Origin of the sequence: Conyzicola nivalis (genome assembly GCF_014639655.1) — a bacterium.
Classification (GTDB): Bacteria; Actinomycetota; Actinomycetes; order Actinomycetales; family Microbacteriaceae; genus Conyzicola; species Conyzicola nivalis.
In genome coordinates this window covers 1,886,925-1,902,896 of sequence record NZ_BMGB01000001.1, presented here as the reverse complement: position 1 = coordinate 1,902,896, position 15,972 = coordinate 1,886,925, and the positions used below count along the sequence as shown (strand labels likewise).

The 15,972-nt window shown below is 68.9% G+C and carries 15 protein-coding genes; 9 read left to right on the top strand and 6 right to left on the bottom strand.

What is annotated here, in order from left to right:
• Positions 1-49: 49 nt before the first annotated feature.
• Positions 50-2,092: a glycogen debranching protein GlgX gene (gene glgX, locus IEV96_RS09430; RefSeq protein WP_188511198.1), complete on the bottom strand. Its 2,043-nt coding sequence runs from the start codon at positions 2,090-2,092 to the stop codon at positions 50-52.
• A gap of 207 nt (positions 2,093-2,299) precedes the next feature.
• On the opposite strand from glgX, the gene IEV96_RS09425 reads away from it, so the two are divergent.
• Both IEV96_RS09425 and poxB read left to right on the top strand, forming a co-directional pair.
• Positions 2,300-2,962, top strand: coding sequence for a pentapeptide repeat-containing protein (locus IEV96_RS09425; protein ID WP_188510365.1), 663 nt, complete (start codon positions 2,300-2,302; stop codon positions 2,960-2,962).
• A gap of 105 nt (positions 2,963-3,067) precedes the next feature.
• A complete protein-coding gene (gene poxB / locus IEV96_RS09420) occupies positions 3,068-4,801 on the top strand; it encodes a ubiquinone-dependent pyruvate dehydrogenase (protein ID WP_188510364.1) in 1,734 nt (577 codons plus the stop codon).
• Between the two features lie 19 nt (positions 4,802-4,820).
• Here poxB and IEV96_RS09415 read toward each other — a convergent pair whose 3' ends face one another.
• Positions 4,821-6,527, bottom strand: coding sequence for an ABC1 kinase family protein (locus tag IEV96_RS09415; RefSeq protein ID WP_188510363.1), 1,707 nt, complete (start codon positions 6,525-6,527; stop codon positions 4,821-4,823).
• A 54-nt stretch (positions 6,528-6,581) separates the two neighbouring features.
• On the opposite strand from IEV96_RS09415, the gene IEV96_RS09410 reads away from it, so the two are divergent.
• Entirely contained in the window at positions 6,582-7,187 is a 606-nt protein-coding gene (locus tag IEV96_RS09410) for a DnaJ family domain-containing protein (protein WP_188510362.1), read from the top strand.
• Here IEV96_RS09410 and IEV96_RS09405 read toward each other — a convergent pair.
• On the bottom strand, positions 7,184-7,933 hold the full coding sequence (locus IEV96_RS09405) for a FadR/GntR family transcriptional regulator (RefSeq protein ID WP_188510361.1): 750 nt from the start codon (positions 7,931-7,933) through the stop codon (positions 7,184-7,186). The two genes, IEV96_RS09410 and IEV96_RS09405, sit on opposite strands and share 4 nt — an antisense overlap.
• Positions 7,934-8,098: 165 nt before the next feature.
• Between IEV96_RS09405 and IEV96_RS09400 the strand changes: the two genes are divergently transcribed.
• Genes IEV96_RS09400 through IEV96_RS09375 form a run of 6 tightly spaced genes read left to right on the top strand, consistent with a single transcriptional unit; the run spans position 8,099 to position 14,193 of the window.
• Positions 8,099-9,496: an MFS transporter gene (locus IEV96_RS09400; RefSeq protein ID WP_229733192.1), complete on the top strand. Its 1,398-nt coding sequence runs from the start codon at positions 8,099-8,101 to the stop codon at positions 9,494-9,496.
• Positions 9,497-9,554: 58 nt separating this feature from the next.
• On the top strand, positions 9,555-11,306 hold the full coding sequence (locus tag IEV96_RS09395; RefSeq protein ID WP_188510359.1) for a dihydroxyacetone kinase family protein: 1,752 nt from the start codon (positions 9,555-9,557) through the stop codon (positions 11,304-11,306).
• Positions 11,299-11,769, top strand: a complete 471-nt coding sequence (locus IEV96_RS09390; RefSeq protein ID WP_188510358.1) for a ribose-5-phosphate isomerase — start codon at positions 11,299-11,301, stop codon at positions 11,767-11,769. Before IEV96_RS09395 ends, IEV96_RS09390 begins: the two co-directional genes overlap by 8 nt.
• Positions 11,769-12,551 (top strand): triose-phosphate isomerase family protein, encoded by a 783-nt coding sequence (locus IEV96_RS09385; RefSeq protein ID WP_188510357.1) that lies wholly within the window; start codon positions 11,769-11,771, stop codon positions 12,549-12,551. Before IEV96_RS09390 ends, IEV96_RS09385 begins: the two co-directional genes overlap by 1 nt.
• On the top strand, positions 12,548-13,339 hold the full coding sequence (locus IEV96_RS09380; protein ID WP_229733190.1) for a sugar phosphate isomerase/epimerase family protein: 792 nt from the start codon (positions 12,548-12,550) through the stop codon (positions 13,337-13,339). The genes IEV96_RS09385 and IEV96_RS09380 overlap by 4 nt, the downstream gene beginning before the upstream one ends.
• Positions 13,339-14,193 (top strand): phosphogluconate dehydrogenase C-terminal domain-containing protein, encoded by an 855-nt coding sequence (locus IEV96_RS09375; RefSeq protein WP_188510356.1) that lies wholly within the window; start codon positions 13,339-13,341, stop codon positions 14,191-14,193. Before IEV96_RS09380 ends, IEV96_RS09375 begins: the two co-directional genes overlap by 1 nt.
• Before the next feature lie 100 nt (positions 14,194-14,293).
• On the opposite strand, the gene IEV96_RS09370 is transcribed toward IEV96_RS09375, so the two are convergent.
• Genes IEV96_RS09370 through aztD form a run of 3 tightly spaced genes read right to left on the bottom strand, consistent with a single transcriptional unit; the run spans position 14,294 to position 15,972 of the window.
• Positions 14,294-14,554, bottom strand: coding sequence for a hypothetical protein (locus IEV96_RS09370; protein ID WP_188510355.1), 261 nt, complete (start codon positions 14,552-14,554; stop codon positions 14,294-14,296).
• A gap of 13 nt (positions 14,555-14,567) precedes the next feature.
• A complete protein-coding gene (locus IEV96_RS09365) occupies positions 14,568-14,741 on the bottom strand; it encodes a hypothetical protein (RefSeq protein WP_188510354.1) in 174 nt (57 codons plus the stop codon).
• 37 nt (positions 14,742-14,778) lie between these two features.
• The gene (gene aztD, locus IEV96_RS09360) at positions 14,779-15,972 is read right to left on the bottom strand and encodes a zinc metallochaperone AztD (protein WP_188510353.1); all 1,194 of its coding nucleotides are present in this window, start codon (positions 15,970-15,972) and stop codon (positions 14,779-14,781) included.

Below are 15,972 nucleotides of genomic sequence, written 5' to 3'. Positions count from 1 at the left end.
CCGGTCTCCCGGGTGCCCCAAACGACGCAACCTGCGGGCGCTCCGCCGGCTACGAGGTGCGCGAGCGCAGCAGCGTGAACGAGCAGTCGCGCACGATCAGCGTGCTTACCGGCGGCGCCACGTGCTGGTCGGGGTCGCTCGACGACGCGAGCTCCCACGCTTCGCCCGGCGCGGTCGGGACGGTGAACTCCACCCCGTTCTCGGCCGCGTTCAGCAGCAGGGCGAAGGTGTCGCTGCCCTCGTGCGCGAACACGAACATGATCGAACGGGCGTCCGGGTTGTCCCAGTCCTCGTCGGCGAAGCCTTCGGCATCGGAACGCGAGATCTGCACGGTGTCGGTCTCGCCGTCGGTGGGGGCCTGACGGAACCAGACCGGACGTAGCGCGGGGTTCTCCGCACGGAGCGCCAGCAGCGACGTCGTGAACTCGAGCAGCGCCTCGTCGGTGTTGGCCCAGTCGTACCAGGAGATCTCGTTGTCCTGCGCGTAGGCGTTGTTGTTGCCGCCCTGCGTGCGACCGAGCTCGTCGCCGCCGAGGATCATCGGCACACCGGCCGAGAGCAGCAGCGAGGCGAGCAGGTTGCGGCGCTGGCGGTCGCGGCGCTCGTTGACGAGCTCGTTGTCGGTCGGACCCTCGGCACCGTTGTTCGACGACTTGTTGTCGCTCTCGCCATCGTTGTTGTCTTCGCCGTTGGCCGCGTTGTGCTTGCTGTTGTACGACGTGAGGTCGTGCAGGGTGAAACCGTCGTGGGCGGTGACGAAGTTCACGCTCGACAGCGGCGACCGGCGATCCGCCTCGTACACGTCGGGGCTGCCGAGGATGCGCTGCGAGAGCGTGCCGAGAACGGCGTCGGTGCCGTTCCAGAAATCGCGGACGTCGTCGCGGAACTTGCCGTTCCACTCCGACCAGTCGGCGGGGAAGCCGCCCACCTGGTAGCCGGCGGTGTCCCACGGCTCGGCGATCATCTTCACCGGCGCGAGCGTGGGGTCCTGAGCGATGAGGGTGAGGAAAGCGCTGTGCAGCTCGGCCGATCCGTCCTGGCGCGTCAGCGTCGTGGCGAGGTCGAAGCGGAAACCGTCGACGTGCATCTCGGTGACCCAGTAGCGGAGGCTGTCCATGATGAGTCCGAGCGCCGCCGGGTGTCCGACGTTCACGCTGTTTCCCGTGCCCGTGGTGTCGAAGTAGGAGGCCTCTTCGCCCTCCACGAGCCGGTAGTACGACGCGTTGTCGATGCCCTTGAACGAGAGGGTCGGGCCCATGTGGTTACCCTCGGCCGTGTGGTTGTAGACCACGTCGAGGATGACCTCGAGGCCCGCGGCGTGCAGCGCCTTGACCATGTTCTTGAACTCCACGACCTGGTCGCCGCCGTCGCCGGCCGAGCTGTAGTCGCCGTGCGGGGCGAAGAAGCCGATGGTGTTGTAGCCCCAGTAGTTGCGCAGCCCCTTCTCTTCGAGGTGGCTGTCCTGCACGAACTGCTGCACGGGAATCAGCTCGACGGCGGTCACGCCCAGATCGGTGAGGTGCTTGACGGCGGCGGGGTGCGCGAGACCGGCGTAGGTTCCGCGGATCTCCTCCGGCACGTCGGGGTGCGTCTGCGTGAATCCCTTGACGTGCGTCTCGTAGATGACGGTGGACTCGAGCGGGGTGCGCGGCGACTCGTCGCCGCTCCAGTCGAACGACGAGTCGGTGACGACGCACAGCGGCGTGGAACCCGCGGCGTCCGTCTCATCCATCGTCTCCGGATCGTTCATGTCGTGGCCGAACACGGCCTGGCCCCAGGTGTAACCGCCCTCGATCGCCGTGGCGTGCGGGTCGAGCAGCAGCTTGTGCGGGTTGTGGCGCAGTCCGCGTTCGGGCGCCCACTCGCCGTGTACGCGCAGCGCATACCGAGAACCGACGGTGAGGCCGGGAACGATTCCGTGGAAGACGTGGCCCGTGCGCTCGCTCAGCGGCGTGCGCGTCTCGCCCTCGTCGGTGAAGACGCAGACCTCGACGACGGTGGCCGTCTCGGAGTAGATGGCCACGCTGGCCGCGCCGTCGCGGAGGGTGACGCCGAGGGGGTACGGACGGCTGGGAAGACTCGAGGTGGAAATGACGGCATCCTTCGCAAGGGTGAAGCATGCCCGCGCACGCTGTGGATGCGGCCGTGCGGCCGCTGGCACAAGCTATCACCGGCCTGCTGCGGGGGCCGCCGCGAGCGTATCCATTGACCGGCGGCCGATTTCGTGGCAGTCGGCGAGAGCAGATGAAACTGTGAGCCTGGGGACGGCGCCGTCGGGCGTCGTCCCTAGACTTCAGCGGTGGTCAAGAAACTCGCAACGCATCCGCCCCGCATCGATGATCTCCGCCTCGGCGAACTCGCCAGGTCGGACGGTGACGACCTGCGGCCCCAGGGTCGCTACGAGGGGCTGCGGTTCGAGGGCATAGACGTGGGCGGCCGCGACCTCGACGGCATCGAGTTCAGTGAATGCGCCTTCGACGACGTGCAGGCGCACGCCACCGGGTTCCGGGCCGCCACCTTCTCGGAGGTCGAGTTCTCGCGCTTCAACGCGCCCGTGCTGTCGGCGCCGCGCTCGCGGTGGCGCGATGTGACGATGCAGGGCTCGCGCATCGGGTCGGCCGAGCTGTACGAGTCGTACGTCAATTCGGTGCGCTTCACGGGCAGCAAGCTCGGGTTCGTGAACGCGCGCGGGGCGCAGTTGCTGGATGTTTCGTTCGACGGATGCACCATCGACGAGCTCGACCTCGGTGGGGCACACCTGACGCGGGTCTCGTTCACCGACACGACCGTGCGCAGCCTGAGCCTCGCCGGCGCGAAGCTCGCCCACGTCGACCTGCGCGGTGCCGAATTCGCGCAGATCGACGGTTTCGAGTCGCTCAGGGGCGCGACGTTGAGCGGCTACCAGGTCGGGGCCCTCGCCGCATCGTTCGCGACGCACCTCGGCATCGTCGTCGACGACTAGCCGGGTCTGCCGCTTACCGTCAGCCGAACATCCGGCCAACGGCCTGACGGTGCGCGCCGTCGCTGAGTAGCGTGGGCACCACACCCCAGCCGAAAGGTCCCCCCCATGACGACGGTCGCCGACAACCTCATCACCACCCTGATCTCGAGCGGGGTCAGCCGGGTCTACGGGCTCCCGGGTGATTCGCTCAACGGCTTCACCGACGCGATACGGCGCAACGACGGAATCTCGTGGGAGCACGTGAGACACGAGGAGGCGGCCGCGTTCGCCGCGGCCGCCGATGCCGCCGTCGACGGTACCCTCGCCGTGTGCGTCGGCAGCTGCGGGCCGGGCAACCTGCACCTGATCAACGGACTGTTCGACGCGCACCGCAGCCGCGTGCCCGTGCTCGCGATCGCCGCGCACATTCCGCGCACCGAGATCGGGTCGCAGTACTTCCAGGAGACGCACCCGCAAGAACTCTTCAAGGAATGCAGCGTCTTCTGCGAACTCGTGAGTACGCCCGAGATGGCCCCCTACATCTTCGAGATGGCGATCCGCGCCGCCGTCGAAGAGAACGGCGTGGCCGTCGTGGTGGTTCCGGGCGAGATCTTCCTCGAGGTGGTCGAGGCGCAGCGTCATCCGAAACCCATCGTGGCGACCCGCTCGATCACGCGACCCGACGTCGAATCGCTCGCGACCGCGGCCGCCTTCCTCAACCAGAGCGACAAGATCACGATCCTCGCCGGTGCGGGCGCGGCCGGCGCGCACGACGAGCTGATCGCGCTCGCCGAGGCCCTCAAGGCGCCGATCGTGCACGCGTTGCGCGGCAAGGAGCACGTCGAATACGACAACCCCTACGACGTGGGCATGACCGGGCTGCTCGGCTTCGCGTCGGGCTACAAAGCGATCAAGGAGGCGGAAGTGCTGCTGATGCTCGGCACCGACTTCCCGTACCGGCAGTTCTATCCCGACGACGCGACGGTCATCCAGGTGGACATCCGCGGTCGCAACATCGGACGGCGCGTTCCGGTCGACGTGCCGCTTGTCGGCACGGTGAAGGACACGGTCGCGGCGCTGCTGCCCGCGATCACGACGAAGACCGAGCGCAAGCATCTCGACGCATCGCTCGCCCACTACGCGAAGACCCGGGCCTCGCTCGACGATTTCGCCGTGAACGACCGCGACCGCGAGCCGATTCACCCCGAGTACGTCGCCCGTCTCGCCGACGAGCTCGCCGCCGACGACGCGGTCTTCACGGTCGACGTCGGCTCGCCCGTGGTCTGGGCCGCGCGCTACCTCACCATGAACGGCAGACGCCGGCTCATCGGGTCGTTCAACCACGGCTCGATGGCCTGTGCGGTGCCGCTGGCCATCGGCGCTCAGACGGCGCAGGCCGGCCGCCAGGTGGTCGCCTTCTCGGGCGACGGCGGCCTGACCATGATGCTCGGTGAACTGCTCACCCTCGTGCAGAACAAGCTGCCGGTGAAGGTGATCGTGTTCAACAACTCGTCGCTCAACTTCGTCGAGCTCGAGATGAAGGCGGCGGGATTCGTGAATTACGCGACCGACCTCGACAACCCCGACCTCGCGGCCGTCGCCAGCGCGATCGGGCTGTTCTCCCGCCGGGTCGAGAACCCCGCCGAGCTCGAGGCCGCCATGGCCGAGGCGTTCGCGCATGACGGCCCCGCGCTCATCGACGTCGTGACGGCGCGACAGGAACTCGCGATCCCGCCCGCCATCACCCTCGAGCAGGCGAAGGGTTTCACGCTCTACGGGATCCGCACGGTGCTGTCGGGGCGGGGCAGCGAGCTGCTCGACCTGTTCACGACCAACGTGGCGCGGAAGCTCCTGCAGTGAGGTCGCGTCCCGCCCTCACCTAGCGTTCGCGCCGGCGCGTCACGAGCGCGTCGACGCCCGCAGCGGCGAGCAGCACGAGCGAACCGACGCCCATCGCGCCGCCCGCCGACGCGCTGCTGATGACGCCCGTCGTCTCGGGTGCCGTCAGGTACCCGAGCGATACGATGCCGGACACGACTCCGACCCCGGCGAGCAGCAGCTGCCGGACGAGCGACGACAGCAGCCGCCGGTCGCGCCGGTCGGCCAGCACGCGGATGTTCACGTTGAGGCGGCCGCTCTCGACCTGGTTGCCGATGCGGTCGAACCGGCGGGGCAGTCGCCGCACGGCGGGCAGCAGGCCGAGCAGTTCCGTCGTGAGTACCGAGCGCACGTTGCCCGCCGTCATCTGGTCGCCGATCTGCTCGTTCGCGAGCTCCCGAGCCTCCTCGAGCAGGTCGAATTCCGGTGCGCTCGTGCGCAGCGTGCCCTCGAGGATCGCGAAGGCGCGCGCCGCGGCCACCAGTTCCGCCGGAACGGTCATGCCGTAGCGCGAGATCACCGCGACGAGCGCGTCGACCGTGGCGACACTGACGCGCGACCCCGGCCCGAGTTCGTAGGTGATGAACTCGCTCAGTTCGCGGCGGAAACCCGTCTCGTCCGCGTCATCCGCAATCGGCGCGAGTGTCAGCAGGGCGTCCGCGAAGAGCTGCGTGTCGCCCTGGAGGTAGGCGATGAGCAGCTCCTGCACGGTCTCGCGCAGTTGCAGGTCGAGGCGGCCGACCGACCCGAAGTCGACCAGCGCGGGGCGACCGCCCGGCAGCAGCATGATGTTTCCGGGGTGCAGATCGGCGTGATAGACACCGTCGAACACGATCTGGCGGATGAACGCGCGCAGCACCACGAGCATGGCCGGCCGCAGCTCGGCGGAGTCGGCGCCGGGTCGCTCGTTCCACTCGGTGAGGGTGCCTCCCTCGAGAAACTCCATCACGAGCACGCGGTCGGTGGACAGCGACTCGACCAGGTCGGGCAGCCGCAGCTCGTCGGCGCGCGGGCCGCGTAACTGCATCGCGCGCATCGCGGTCAGGTTGCGCGCCTCGAGCCGGAAGTCGAGCTGGCGGCGCAGGTCGGCGGCGTACTGCTCGGCCACGGCGGCGATGCCCAGCGTTTTCGCCTCGCGCGAGGTGCGCGCGACGAACCGCGCGACCCGCACGGCGATGTCGATGTCCCGGCGCACGGCTGGCGCGATGCCTGGACGCTGCACCTTCACGGCGACGACCCTGCCGGTGGTCATGGTCGCGCGGTGCACCTGAGCGATGGATGCCGCGGCTATCGGCACCCGTTCGAACGAGGTGAACACGCTCGCCAGCGGCGCCCCGTACTCCTCTTCGAGCATCGCCTCGACCTCGTCCCAGGGTGCGGCCGTCACGCCCTGCTGCAGCCGCGAGAGTGCGGCCACGAACTCCGGCGGCAAGATGTCGGTGCGGGTGGAGAGGAGCTGGCCGGCCTTCACGAACGCGCCGCCCGCCTCCTCTAACGCCTGGCGCAGGCCGTCGGCCTGCACGGCCCGGGCGGAGGCGCCGGCCGGAGCCGTCGAGAAATCGAGTTTCCGCAGCGGAAGCAGCGAATGCCGCCGGGCGATGCGAACCAGTTCGGCGAAGCGCCTGCCGCGTTCGAGGGCCGGGGTGGTCTTGTCACGGGCGTCCGGCGGTGTCAGCCGGGGGATCGCGGTTGGGAGTGTGCCGTCCACCGTCTCAACTTTCTCTCTTCTGACCCTCAGTATGCGCGTTTTAGGCTGGTAGACATGGTGAACAAGGAGCCGGGAGACGCCCGGCTGAACGTCGCCCGGTATCAGGTCGACAGGTTGGCCGACGAGGCCGGCGCGAGCGTCGAGGCCGAAGCGGAGAAAGACCACGCCGGCCAGTCGATGATGGAGGCTCGGGCCCAGTACGTCGAGATCACCATCCAGCAGGCCATCCGCCGCGGCGAATTCGACAACCTGCCGGGTGCGGGCAAGCCGATCGAGGGGCTCACCACCACACACGACCCCGACTGGTGGATCCGCCGCAAGATCGAGCGGGAGAAGATCACGGGCCTCGGCCCGCCCGCACTGACGCTGCGCACCGAGAACGCCGAGCTCGACGCGCGCATCGACGCCACGGGCACCGAGGAGGGCGTGCGCACGTTGCTCGACGACTTCAACAAACGGGTGATCACCGCGCGGCGCCAGCTGCAGGGCGGGCCGCCCGTCGTCACGCCGACGCGCGACATCGAGGCAGAACTCGAGGGGTGGCGCGGTCGTCGGGCCGCGCGACGCGCCGCGGCCGAGCAGCGCCGGGAACGCGAGGCGGCCGAGCTCGCGGCGATGGGCTGGCGCGAGCGGCGCCGGGCGAAGCGCGACCGGGGCTAGTCTTCCGCGTGGGTCTGTACGGTGCCGGCGAGACGTACCGCCGCCGTGCGCATGTGCGCGGCCATCGCAGCGGCCGCGGCATCCGGATCTCTCGCCGCTATCGCCTCGTATACCGCCGCGTGTTCTTCGATCGCCTGCCGCGCGTGGTCGTCGTCCTGCACCGCGCGGTCGGACCAGACCCGCAGCAGCGAACGGATGCTCTGCAGCAGGTCGAGCAGCACGGTGTTGTCGGTACTGCGGGCCAACTCGAGGTGGAACTGCAGGTCGGCCTCGACGAAACGTGCGAAATCTGCGGATGACGCGCGCATCTCGTCCACGTGGGTACGCATGACCTCGATCGACTCGTCGCTCATACGCTCGGTGGCGAGCCGCGCCGCGTAGGTCTCGAGCGCACCGCGCACCTCGGCGAGTTCGGCCGTTCGGGTGCGGCTGAGCATCATGCCCCAGCTGAGCGTCTGGGGGAGGAGTTCGCTCGCGTTGCCGCGCAGGTAGGTGCCCGAACCGGGGCGCACGTCGACGACGCCCAGGATCTCGAGGGCCGCGAGGGCCTCGCGCACCGCGGACCGTCCCACAGCGAGGCTCGCGGCCAGTTGCCGCTCGGGCGGCAGCCGGGTTCCCGGGGAGATCGACTCCTCGGTGAACAGTTCGAGCAGGCGCTTGGCGACGGCCGACGAGGCGGAGCCGGCTCCCATCGCGCCCAGCGCGGCGCTGATTTCCTCGGTCGCGCTGGTGGGGTAGACGGGCATGGACTCACGGTACCAAACGCGAGGACCCGCCCTTTCCGGCCCTGAGGAAAGAGCAAATTGGTCAACCGGTTGACAGATCAAACGGGATAGCTGAAACTGTTTACGCGCCGAGGTGTTCCTCGATCGCCGTAAACAATGACGTTCACCCCAAGTCAAGGAGTCATAGTGGACACCCTCACCCCTCAGGCGCCACCGCAGTCCGCGGTCGAAAAATCCGCCATCCGCAAGGTCTCTATCCGGCTCGTGCCGTTCGTGGCGCTGATGTTCTTCATCAACTACCTCGATAGGTCTGCCATCGGATTCGCCGGTCCGAACGGAATGAACGACGACCTCGCGCTCACCGTGACCCAGGTCGGATTCGCCTCCGGTGTCTTCTTCATCGGCTACATCCTGCTGGAGGTGCCGTCGAACCTGGCCCTCGCGCGTGTCGGCGCCCGCCGCTGGCTCGCGCGCATCATGGTCACCTGGGGCATCGTCGCGGTGCTGTTCACCTGGGTCGGCAGCTTCGAGCACCTCGCGATCCTGCGTTTCGCGCTGGGTGTGGCCGAGGCCGGATTCTTCCCCGGCGCGATCCTGTTCCTCAGCCTCTGGGTGCCGTCGCGTCACCGCGGCAAGATCCTGGCGCTCTTCTACCTGGCGCAGCCGCTCAGCACCGTGATCGGTGCACCGCTCGCCGGACTCCTCATCGGAGCCCACGGGTTTCTGGGCCTCGAGGGCTGGCGGGTGATGTTCCTCGGCGTCGGACTGCCCGCGATCGTCGTCGGCATCATCGCCTGGTTCTACCTCAAGGACAAGCCGAGCGACGCCAAGTGGCTGACGGTCGAAGAGCAGGAATGGCTCACCGTCGAGCTCGCCGCAGAGAAGACGAAGACCGAGTCGCTCAACATCGTCAAGGGCAAGCAGCACGGCGGCCTGCGCACCGCGTTCTCGAGCGGCCGCGTGTGGACCCTCGCGTTCATCTACTTCGGGTTCATCTACGGCCTGTACACGCTGGCCTTCTTCCTTCCGACGATCATCGCCGGCTTCCAGGAGATCTACGACGTCGAGTACGACGTGTTCCAGCGCGGACTCATCACGGCCATCCCGTACATCCCGGCCGCCTTCGCGCTCTGGTTCTGGACGAAGGACGTCTCCAAGCGCGGCCTCAAGACCTGGCACATCGCCGGTCCGGCCATCGTCGCGGCCCTCACCATCCCGCTCGCGCTGTTCGCGGGATCGCCGGCCCTCACCATCGCGATCATCGCTCTGACGGCCATGGCAATCTTCGCGGTGCTGCCGAACTTCTGGACGCTGCCCACCCAGTTCCTCACCGGAGCCGCAGCGGCGGCGGGTGTCGCGCTGATCAACACGGTCGGAAACCTCGCCGGATTCGGCGCCCCGTACATCACGGGTGCCGTCGCCGACGCCACGAAGGACGCCAACGGCGAGCCCCAGTACTTCGTTCCCATGGCGATCGTCGGCTTCTTCATGCTGCTCTCCGCCGTGCTGATGGTGCTGCTCGCCCGCGCTCGCAAGAAGAACGCACCGATCGACGGCGATCTCGCCGCACCGATCGCTCACTGATAACACCGGGGCGGCCGTGCGAACGGCCGCCCCCACCCTCACTTCTCTGGAGCCAGCCATGACCCGTCTGTTCAACGACCCGAGCCTCTTCGCCGACGAGATGATCGAGGGATTCGTCGCCGCCAACCACTTCCAGGTGCGGCGCGTGTCCGGCGGCGTCGTGCGCTCCACCCGCTCCACCCCCGGCAGCGTCGCCGTCGTCATCGGCGGCGGATCCGGCCACTACCCCGCGTTCGGCGGACTCGTCGGCCAGGGACTCGCGCACGGCGCCGCCATGGGCAACCTCTTCGCCTCCCCGTCGGCGCAGCAGGTCTACTCGGTGTCGACCGCCGCGAACAACGGGGGAGGACTGCTGCTCAGCTACGGCAACTACGCCGGGGACGTGCTGCATTTCACCCAAGCTCAGGAGAGGCTGCGCGGCGAGGGTGTCGACTGCCGCACCGTCGTCGTCACCGACGACATCGCCAGCGCGACCGTCGCAGAGAAGCACAAGCGTCGCGGCATCGCCGGCGACCTCACGGTCTTCAAGGCCGCGGCCGCCGCGGCCGAAGCCGGCTACTCGATCGCCGACGTCGAGCGGGTCGCAATTCTCGCGAACGAACGAACCCGCAGCATCGGCGTCGCCTTCACCGGCTGCACGCTGCCGGGCGCCGACACCCCGCTGTTCACGGTACCCGAGGGGCGCATGGCGATCGGCATGGGCATCCACGGCGAACCGGGTCTGCGCGAGACCGACATCCCCTCGGCCGACGGCCTCGCCGAGCTGCTCGTCTCCGAGTTGCTGGCGGAGCTGCCCGACGGTATCGCCGACGCCCGAGGCGAGCGCGTCGGCGTCATCCTCAACGGGCTCGGCTCGGTCAAGTACGAGGAGCTGTTCGTCGTCTACCGCCGCACCGCCGCGCTGCTCGAGCAGGCCGGCCTCACCGTGATCGACCCCGAGGTGGGCGAACTCGTCACGAGCTTCGACATGGCGGGTGTCTCGCTCACCCTGTTCTGGCTCGACGACGAGCTCGAGACGTTCTGGCGCGCGCCCGCGGACACCCCCGCGTACCGCAAAGGTTCGGTCGGCGCATCCGAACAGATGGATGACTCGGAGATGCACGATTCCGTCGCCTCCGACGCCCAGATCACCCCCGGCAGCGCTGAATCCCACGATGCCGCGGCCACCGCCCTCGCAGCCATCGAAGCCGTGCTCGCCGTCATCGAAATCAACGCCGACGAACTCGGCCGGATCGACGCCGTCGCCGGAGACGGCGACCACGGTGTCGGCATGCAGCGGGGCGCCCGCGCAGCCGCAGTCGCCGCCCGCGACGCCGATGCGCGGGGAGCGGGCGTCGAAACCCTGCTCGTGTCGGCCGCCGACGCCTGGGCCGACCGCGCCGGCGGAACATCCGGTGCCCTCTGGGGCGTCATGCTGCGCGCTCTCGCCGCGGAACTGGGCGACACCGACGCACCGACCGCGATGGCGGTCTCGGCCGGAGTCGGTGCCGCTCGCACGGGAATCCAGAGCTTCGGCAAGGCAGAGGTGGGCGACAAGACCATGGTCGACGCGATCGTGCCGTTCGCCGAGAGCCTCGCGACCGAGGTCGCTGCCGGTGTCCCGCTCACGGCCGCCTGGTCGACCGCCGCCGACGCCGCCACCGACGCCGCCCGCGCCACCGCCGACCTCTTGCCCCGCATGGGCCGCGCCCGGCCCCATGCCGAGAAGAGCCTCGGCACTCCCGACGCGGGAGCCCACTCGTTCGCACTCATCGTGCAGGCAGTCGCCGCGGTCTTCGCGGCAGAGAATGGAGAAAACCAGAATGACTGACAAACTTCGCATCGCCCTCGGCAGCGACGACGCCGGCTTCGACTACAAGGAGATCGTCAAGAAGGATCTCGAACTCAGCGACCTCGTCGAGTTCGTCACCGACGTGGGCGTGAACGCCAACGGTCACACCGCCTACCCGAAGGTCGCCATCGCGGCCGCCGAGCTCGTCGCGTCGGGCGAGGCCGACCGCGCCCTGCTGTTCTGCGGCACCGGCCTCGGGGTCGCGATCTCGGCGAACAAGGTCAAAGGCATCCGTGCCGTCACCGCGCACGACAGCTTCTCCGTCGAGCGCGCCGTGCTGAGCAACAACGCCCAGGTGCTCACCATGGGCCAGCGCGTCGTCGGCATCGAGCTCGCCCGCCGTCTCGTGCGCGAGTGGCTCACCTACCGCTTCGACGAGACCAGCGCCTCGGCCGACAAGGTGCGCGTCCTCGACGAGTACGAGACCACCGGCGCCTGCTGATGACCGCCCCCGTGACCGTCGGCGTGAGCCTGAAGATGTACTTCGGGCATCGCCAGACCCTCGACTGGTGCGCGAGCGTCGCCGAACTCGCGCGCACGCACCCCGCCGTCGCGTCGGGGGCCGTCAAGCTCTTCGTGATCCCCGGTTACCTCGCGGTGCCGTCGGCCGTCGAGATCCTCGACGGCTCGCGCGTCGTCGTCGGGGCGCAAGACCTGGCCACCGCCGACTCGGGCGCCTTCACCGGCGAGGTGAGCGGCGTCGAACTGGCCGAGGTCGGTGTCGGCGTCGTCGAGGTGGGCCACGCCGAGCGCCGCCGTCTCTTCAGCGAGTCCGACGACATCGTCGCGCTCAAGACCGCCGCCGCCCTGCGCAACGGCATCGCGCCGGTGCTGTGCATCGGGGAAAACGTGCGGGCAGAACCCGCGGATGCCGCATCCGAATGTCTGCGGCAGTTGGGTTCGGCGCTCGCCGGCGCTCCCGCCGGCCGCGTGATCGTCGCCTACGAACCGGTCTGGGCCATCGGCGCGGCCGAACCGGCGCCCGCCGACTACATCCGAGCCGTCAGCGCCATCCTGCGCGCCTCCGTCTCCGCGCTTCCGGGGCGCGACGGCAGCACCCTGATCTATGGCGGAAGCGCCGGTCCGGGCCTGCTCACCGAACTTGGCGACGACGTTGACGGCGTTTTCCTCGGCCGCTTCGCCCACGACACGGCCGCGCTCGGCCGCGTGCTCGACGAGGCGGCACTGGTCGCAAACCGCCGCGCAGTGGAGGTGACGTCGTGATCGGCCTCGGCACCTACGCCTTCTTCTGGCAGCACTCGAGCCTGGCGCAGCACCCGCTCACGCTCGCCGACATGCTGCAGCTCACGCGAGACGAGGGCGTCGGGTTGTTCCAGATCTGCGACTACGAGGCGATCCTCGGATATTCGGCGGCCGAGTTGCGCGACCTGCGTTCGCTCGCCGACGACCTCGGCGTCACCCTCGAGCTGGGAACGCGCGGGGTGCTTCCCGACCACCTCGCGAGCTACCTCGCCCTGGCCGAGACGCTCGGCGCGACCCTCGTGCGCAGCATGATCAACACCGCCGAACACCGCCCGTCGCTCGCCGAGGCCGAGTCGCTGCTGCGCACCACGCTGCCGGTCTTCGAGGACTCCGGGGTCACCCTCGCGCTGGAGACCTACGAGCAGGTGCGGTCGAACGACCTCGTCTCGCTCGTCGAGGCCGTCGCGAGCCCGAACCTCGGCATCTGCCTCGACCCGGCCAACTCCGTGGCGGCGCTCGAGAACCCGATCGACGTCATCGACCGGTGTGCGCCCTACGTGGCGGGCATCCACGCGAAGGACTTCGCGTTCACCCGCCGCGGCGGCTGGGTGGGCTTCACCCTCGAGGGCGTACCCCTCGGAACCGGCCTGCTCGACTTCGACCACCTGCTCGCGGCGGTCACCCCCGAGGCGCGGGGCATCAATCTCATCATCGAGCACTGGCTTCCGCTCGGCGAGACCATCGAGGACACCATCGCCCTCGAGAACAACTGGAACACGTCAAATCTGCAGTATCTAAGGAGCAAGTAATGTCGAACCCCATTTCCATCGCGGTCATCGGTGCGGGCGGAAAGATGGGCACGCGAGTGTCCAACAACCTCGCCAAGACCGACCACACCGTGTACTACAGCGAGAACTCGCCCGGCGGTCAGGCCCGCATGGCCGAGATCGGCCGCACGGTCACCCCGAGCGAAGAGGCAGTGCTCGTCGCCGACGTCGTCATCCTCGCAGTGCCCGACCTGGCTCTCGGCCCGGTGTCGAGCGCTCTCGTTCCGTTGCTCCGTCCCGGCACCGTGGTGCTGACGCTCGACCCCGCCGCCGCCTACGCCGGCCTGCTCACCACGCGCGACGACGTGGTCTTCGCCGTCGCGCACCCCTGCCACCCGTCGGTCTTCCTCGAGCGTCACACGCCCGAGGAGTACGCCGACACCTTCGGCGGCATCGCGGCGCCTCAGGACGTCGTCGCCGCCATCGAGAGCGACGACGAGTCGAAGCGTGAGATCACCGAGGCGACCATCCGTGCCATGTACGCGCCGGTCATCGACGTGCACTGGGTCACCGTCAAGCAGCTCGCGCAGCTCGAGCCGACCCTCGTGGAGACCATCGCCTGCATGATCGGCGCGCTGCTCAAGGAGTCGCTCGACGAGGCGATCAACACCATGGGTGTTCCGGAGCCCGCCGCGCGGGCCATCCTGCTCGGTCACACGCAGGTCGCGCTGGCCAACTCGCTGAAGGGCGACAACCCGTTCTCCGACGCGTGCCTCATCGCCATGGACTACGGCCGCTCGAACATCATCAAGGACGACTGGAAAAAGGTCTTCCAGGACGACGAGCTCGACAAGAACCTCGCCGCGATGCTGCACCTGGACGCGATCAAGCGCTAGTCCGGCGCGAACGAGATGACCGGCCGTGAGTGGAGCGACGGCCGGTCTTCTCGCGCGCACGGCGCGCCGGCCGTCGGTCGGGCCTCCGACTTTTGACGCGTCAGGTGTTGGTCGCGCGGCGAGCGACGATGAGGCGCACAACGGCGATGGCGAGTCCGCTGACGACCGCCGCGATGCCGCACACGACCGCCGCCTTCTCGAACGACGTCATCGCCGTGATTCGCAGGTAGAGCGTCGGATCGATCTCCGCGTAGAGCCCGTCGAACATCGAGTATCGGGTGACGTAGCCGAGCAGCGCAGTCGCCGCACACGCAACGCCCGCGCCGACCAGCAGCGCCGAGAGCACGGTCAGGTATCGCATCGTGGCCGCGGTGTCAGCGGCGGAAGATCCGCTTGAGCCGGGCTGTGAACCTAGCCGTCCACTCGTCGGTGAACTCGTTCGACATTTTCAGCGTCTCTTCGCCCAGGTTCGCACCGCCGGCCACCGCTTTCAGGAGCTCTTCCGCGCGCTGCTGGCGCGCATCCGCGGTCTCTTCTGGGGTGGGCATACCGCCACGCTAGCAGCGTGGCGGTATGCCGGTCCTGCTACTTCCCGGCGACGACCGCGATCTCAATCGGTGCGCCCGGGAGCTCGGCCGATGCGACGACCTCGGCGGTGGCCAGGTCGACCGCGTGCACCGATTCCGCGGCCGGGTCGGTGACGTAGAGCGTGTCGCCGAGGATCGACAGCGCCGGATGCGCGTCCTGCCACTCGACCGGGCTCTCCCACGCGTCGATGACCGAGACCAGCTCGGTGATCTCGCCCGTCGTCACGTCGAGTTCGTAGAGCGCCCCGTCGGAGCCGAGCACGTAGGCCTCGTCCTCCGGGCCGCGCACCACATCGCGCCAGGTGTAGCCAACGCCCTCTGGCATGTCGACGACCCGCATCGTCTTGGCGACGGTGTCGGTGAGCACGAGCTGGCTGAGCAGGTAGCCCTCGGAGTCGGGGTCGGCGTTGTAGTCGCCGACCGTGATCGACGAGGTGTCGGTCGTGTACTGGTTGCCGGTGCGGCCGTACGCGTCGGGTGCCGCGATCTTGGTGAAGGCGCCGTCGTCGTAGACGAGAACGCCGTCGCTGCAGCCGAAGACCGCGATCTCGTTCATCGCCGCGCCCTCGCCGTGGACGGAGGGGCACTGCTCGTTGCGGTCGACCTCGGTGCGTGACGCGTCGAGCGCACGGACTCCCGAGCGGCCTTCCGACGTTCCGATGGTCGACAGGAAGGTGCCGTCTTCGAGTTCGATGGCGACACCGTGGTGGGCCGCCTCCGACGCGACGGTCTCGGTCTCGGGCAGTTCGGTGGTCGAGTCGAGCAGGGCGTCGGTCTCGAAGATCGTCGCGTCGCCGGTGCCGTCGGCAAACAGGATGGTCTTGTCTCCGTGCTTCACGACGTGCCCGGCCGTGTTGGCCTCGAACACGAGACCGGTGAGTTCGGGTTCGCCCGCGGCACGCAGCACCTGGAAGCCCTCGGTGGTGGTGACGAACACGTTCTCGCCGTCGCCAGCCGCGTTGAGGCGGTTGAAGCCCTCGAGCGGGATGTCGGCGGCGACGTCGAGAGACGCGGAGTCGAGGACGACGATGCCGCCGTCGTAGGTGAGGGCGACGCGGCCGGGGTTCGAGCCCGGGGCGGTGCCGTCGGTACTCTCCGCGGCGGGGGTGCTCGTGGCGCACGCCGTGAGCGCGAGCGCCGAGGCGGCGACGAGTGCAACGAGCGATGCTCGCCGGTGTAGCTGGGTTTTCAT

Coding starts and splice junctions, on each gene's coding strand:
- IEV96_RS09410 (WP_188510362.1), top strand. CDS start 6,582: ATGGTGAACAAGGAGCCGGGAGACGCCCGGCTGAACGTCGCCCGGTAT.
- aztD (WP_188510353.1), bottom strand. CDS start 15,972: ATGAAAACCCAGCTACACCGGCGAGCATCGCTCGTTGCACTCGTCGCC.
- IEV96_RS09365 (WP_188510354.1), bottom strand. CDS start 14,741: ATGCCCACCCCAGAAGAGACCGCGGATGCGCGCCAGCAGCGCGCGGAA.
- IEV96_RS09390 (WP_188510358.1), top strand. CDS start 11,299: ATGACTGACAAACTTCGCATCGCCCTCGGCAGCGACGACGCCGGCTTC.
- IEV96_RS09405 (WP_188510361.1), bottom strand. CDS start 7,933: ATGCCCGTCTACCCCACCAGCGCGACCGAGGAAATCAGCGCCGCGCTG.
- poxB (WP_188510364.1), top strand. CDS start 3,068: ATGACGACGGTCGCCGACAACCTCATCACCACCCTGATCTCGAGCGGG.
- IEV96_RS09395 (WP_188510359.1), top strand. CDS start 9,555: ATGACCCGTCTGTTCAACGACCCGAGCCTCTTCGCCGACGAGATGATC.
- IEV96_RS09385 (WP_188510357.1), top strand. CDS start 11,769: ATGACCGCCCCCGTGACCGTCGGCGTGAGCCTGAAGATGTACTTCGGG.
- IEV96_RS09375 (WP_188510356.1), top strand. CDS start 13,339: ATGTCGAACCCCATTTCCATCGCGGTCATCGGTGCGGGCGGAAAGATG.
- IEV96_RS09370 (WP_188510355.1), bottom strand. CDS start 14,554: ATGCGATACCTGACCGTGCTCTCGGCGCTGCTGGTCGGCGCGGGCGTT.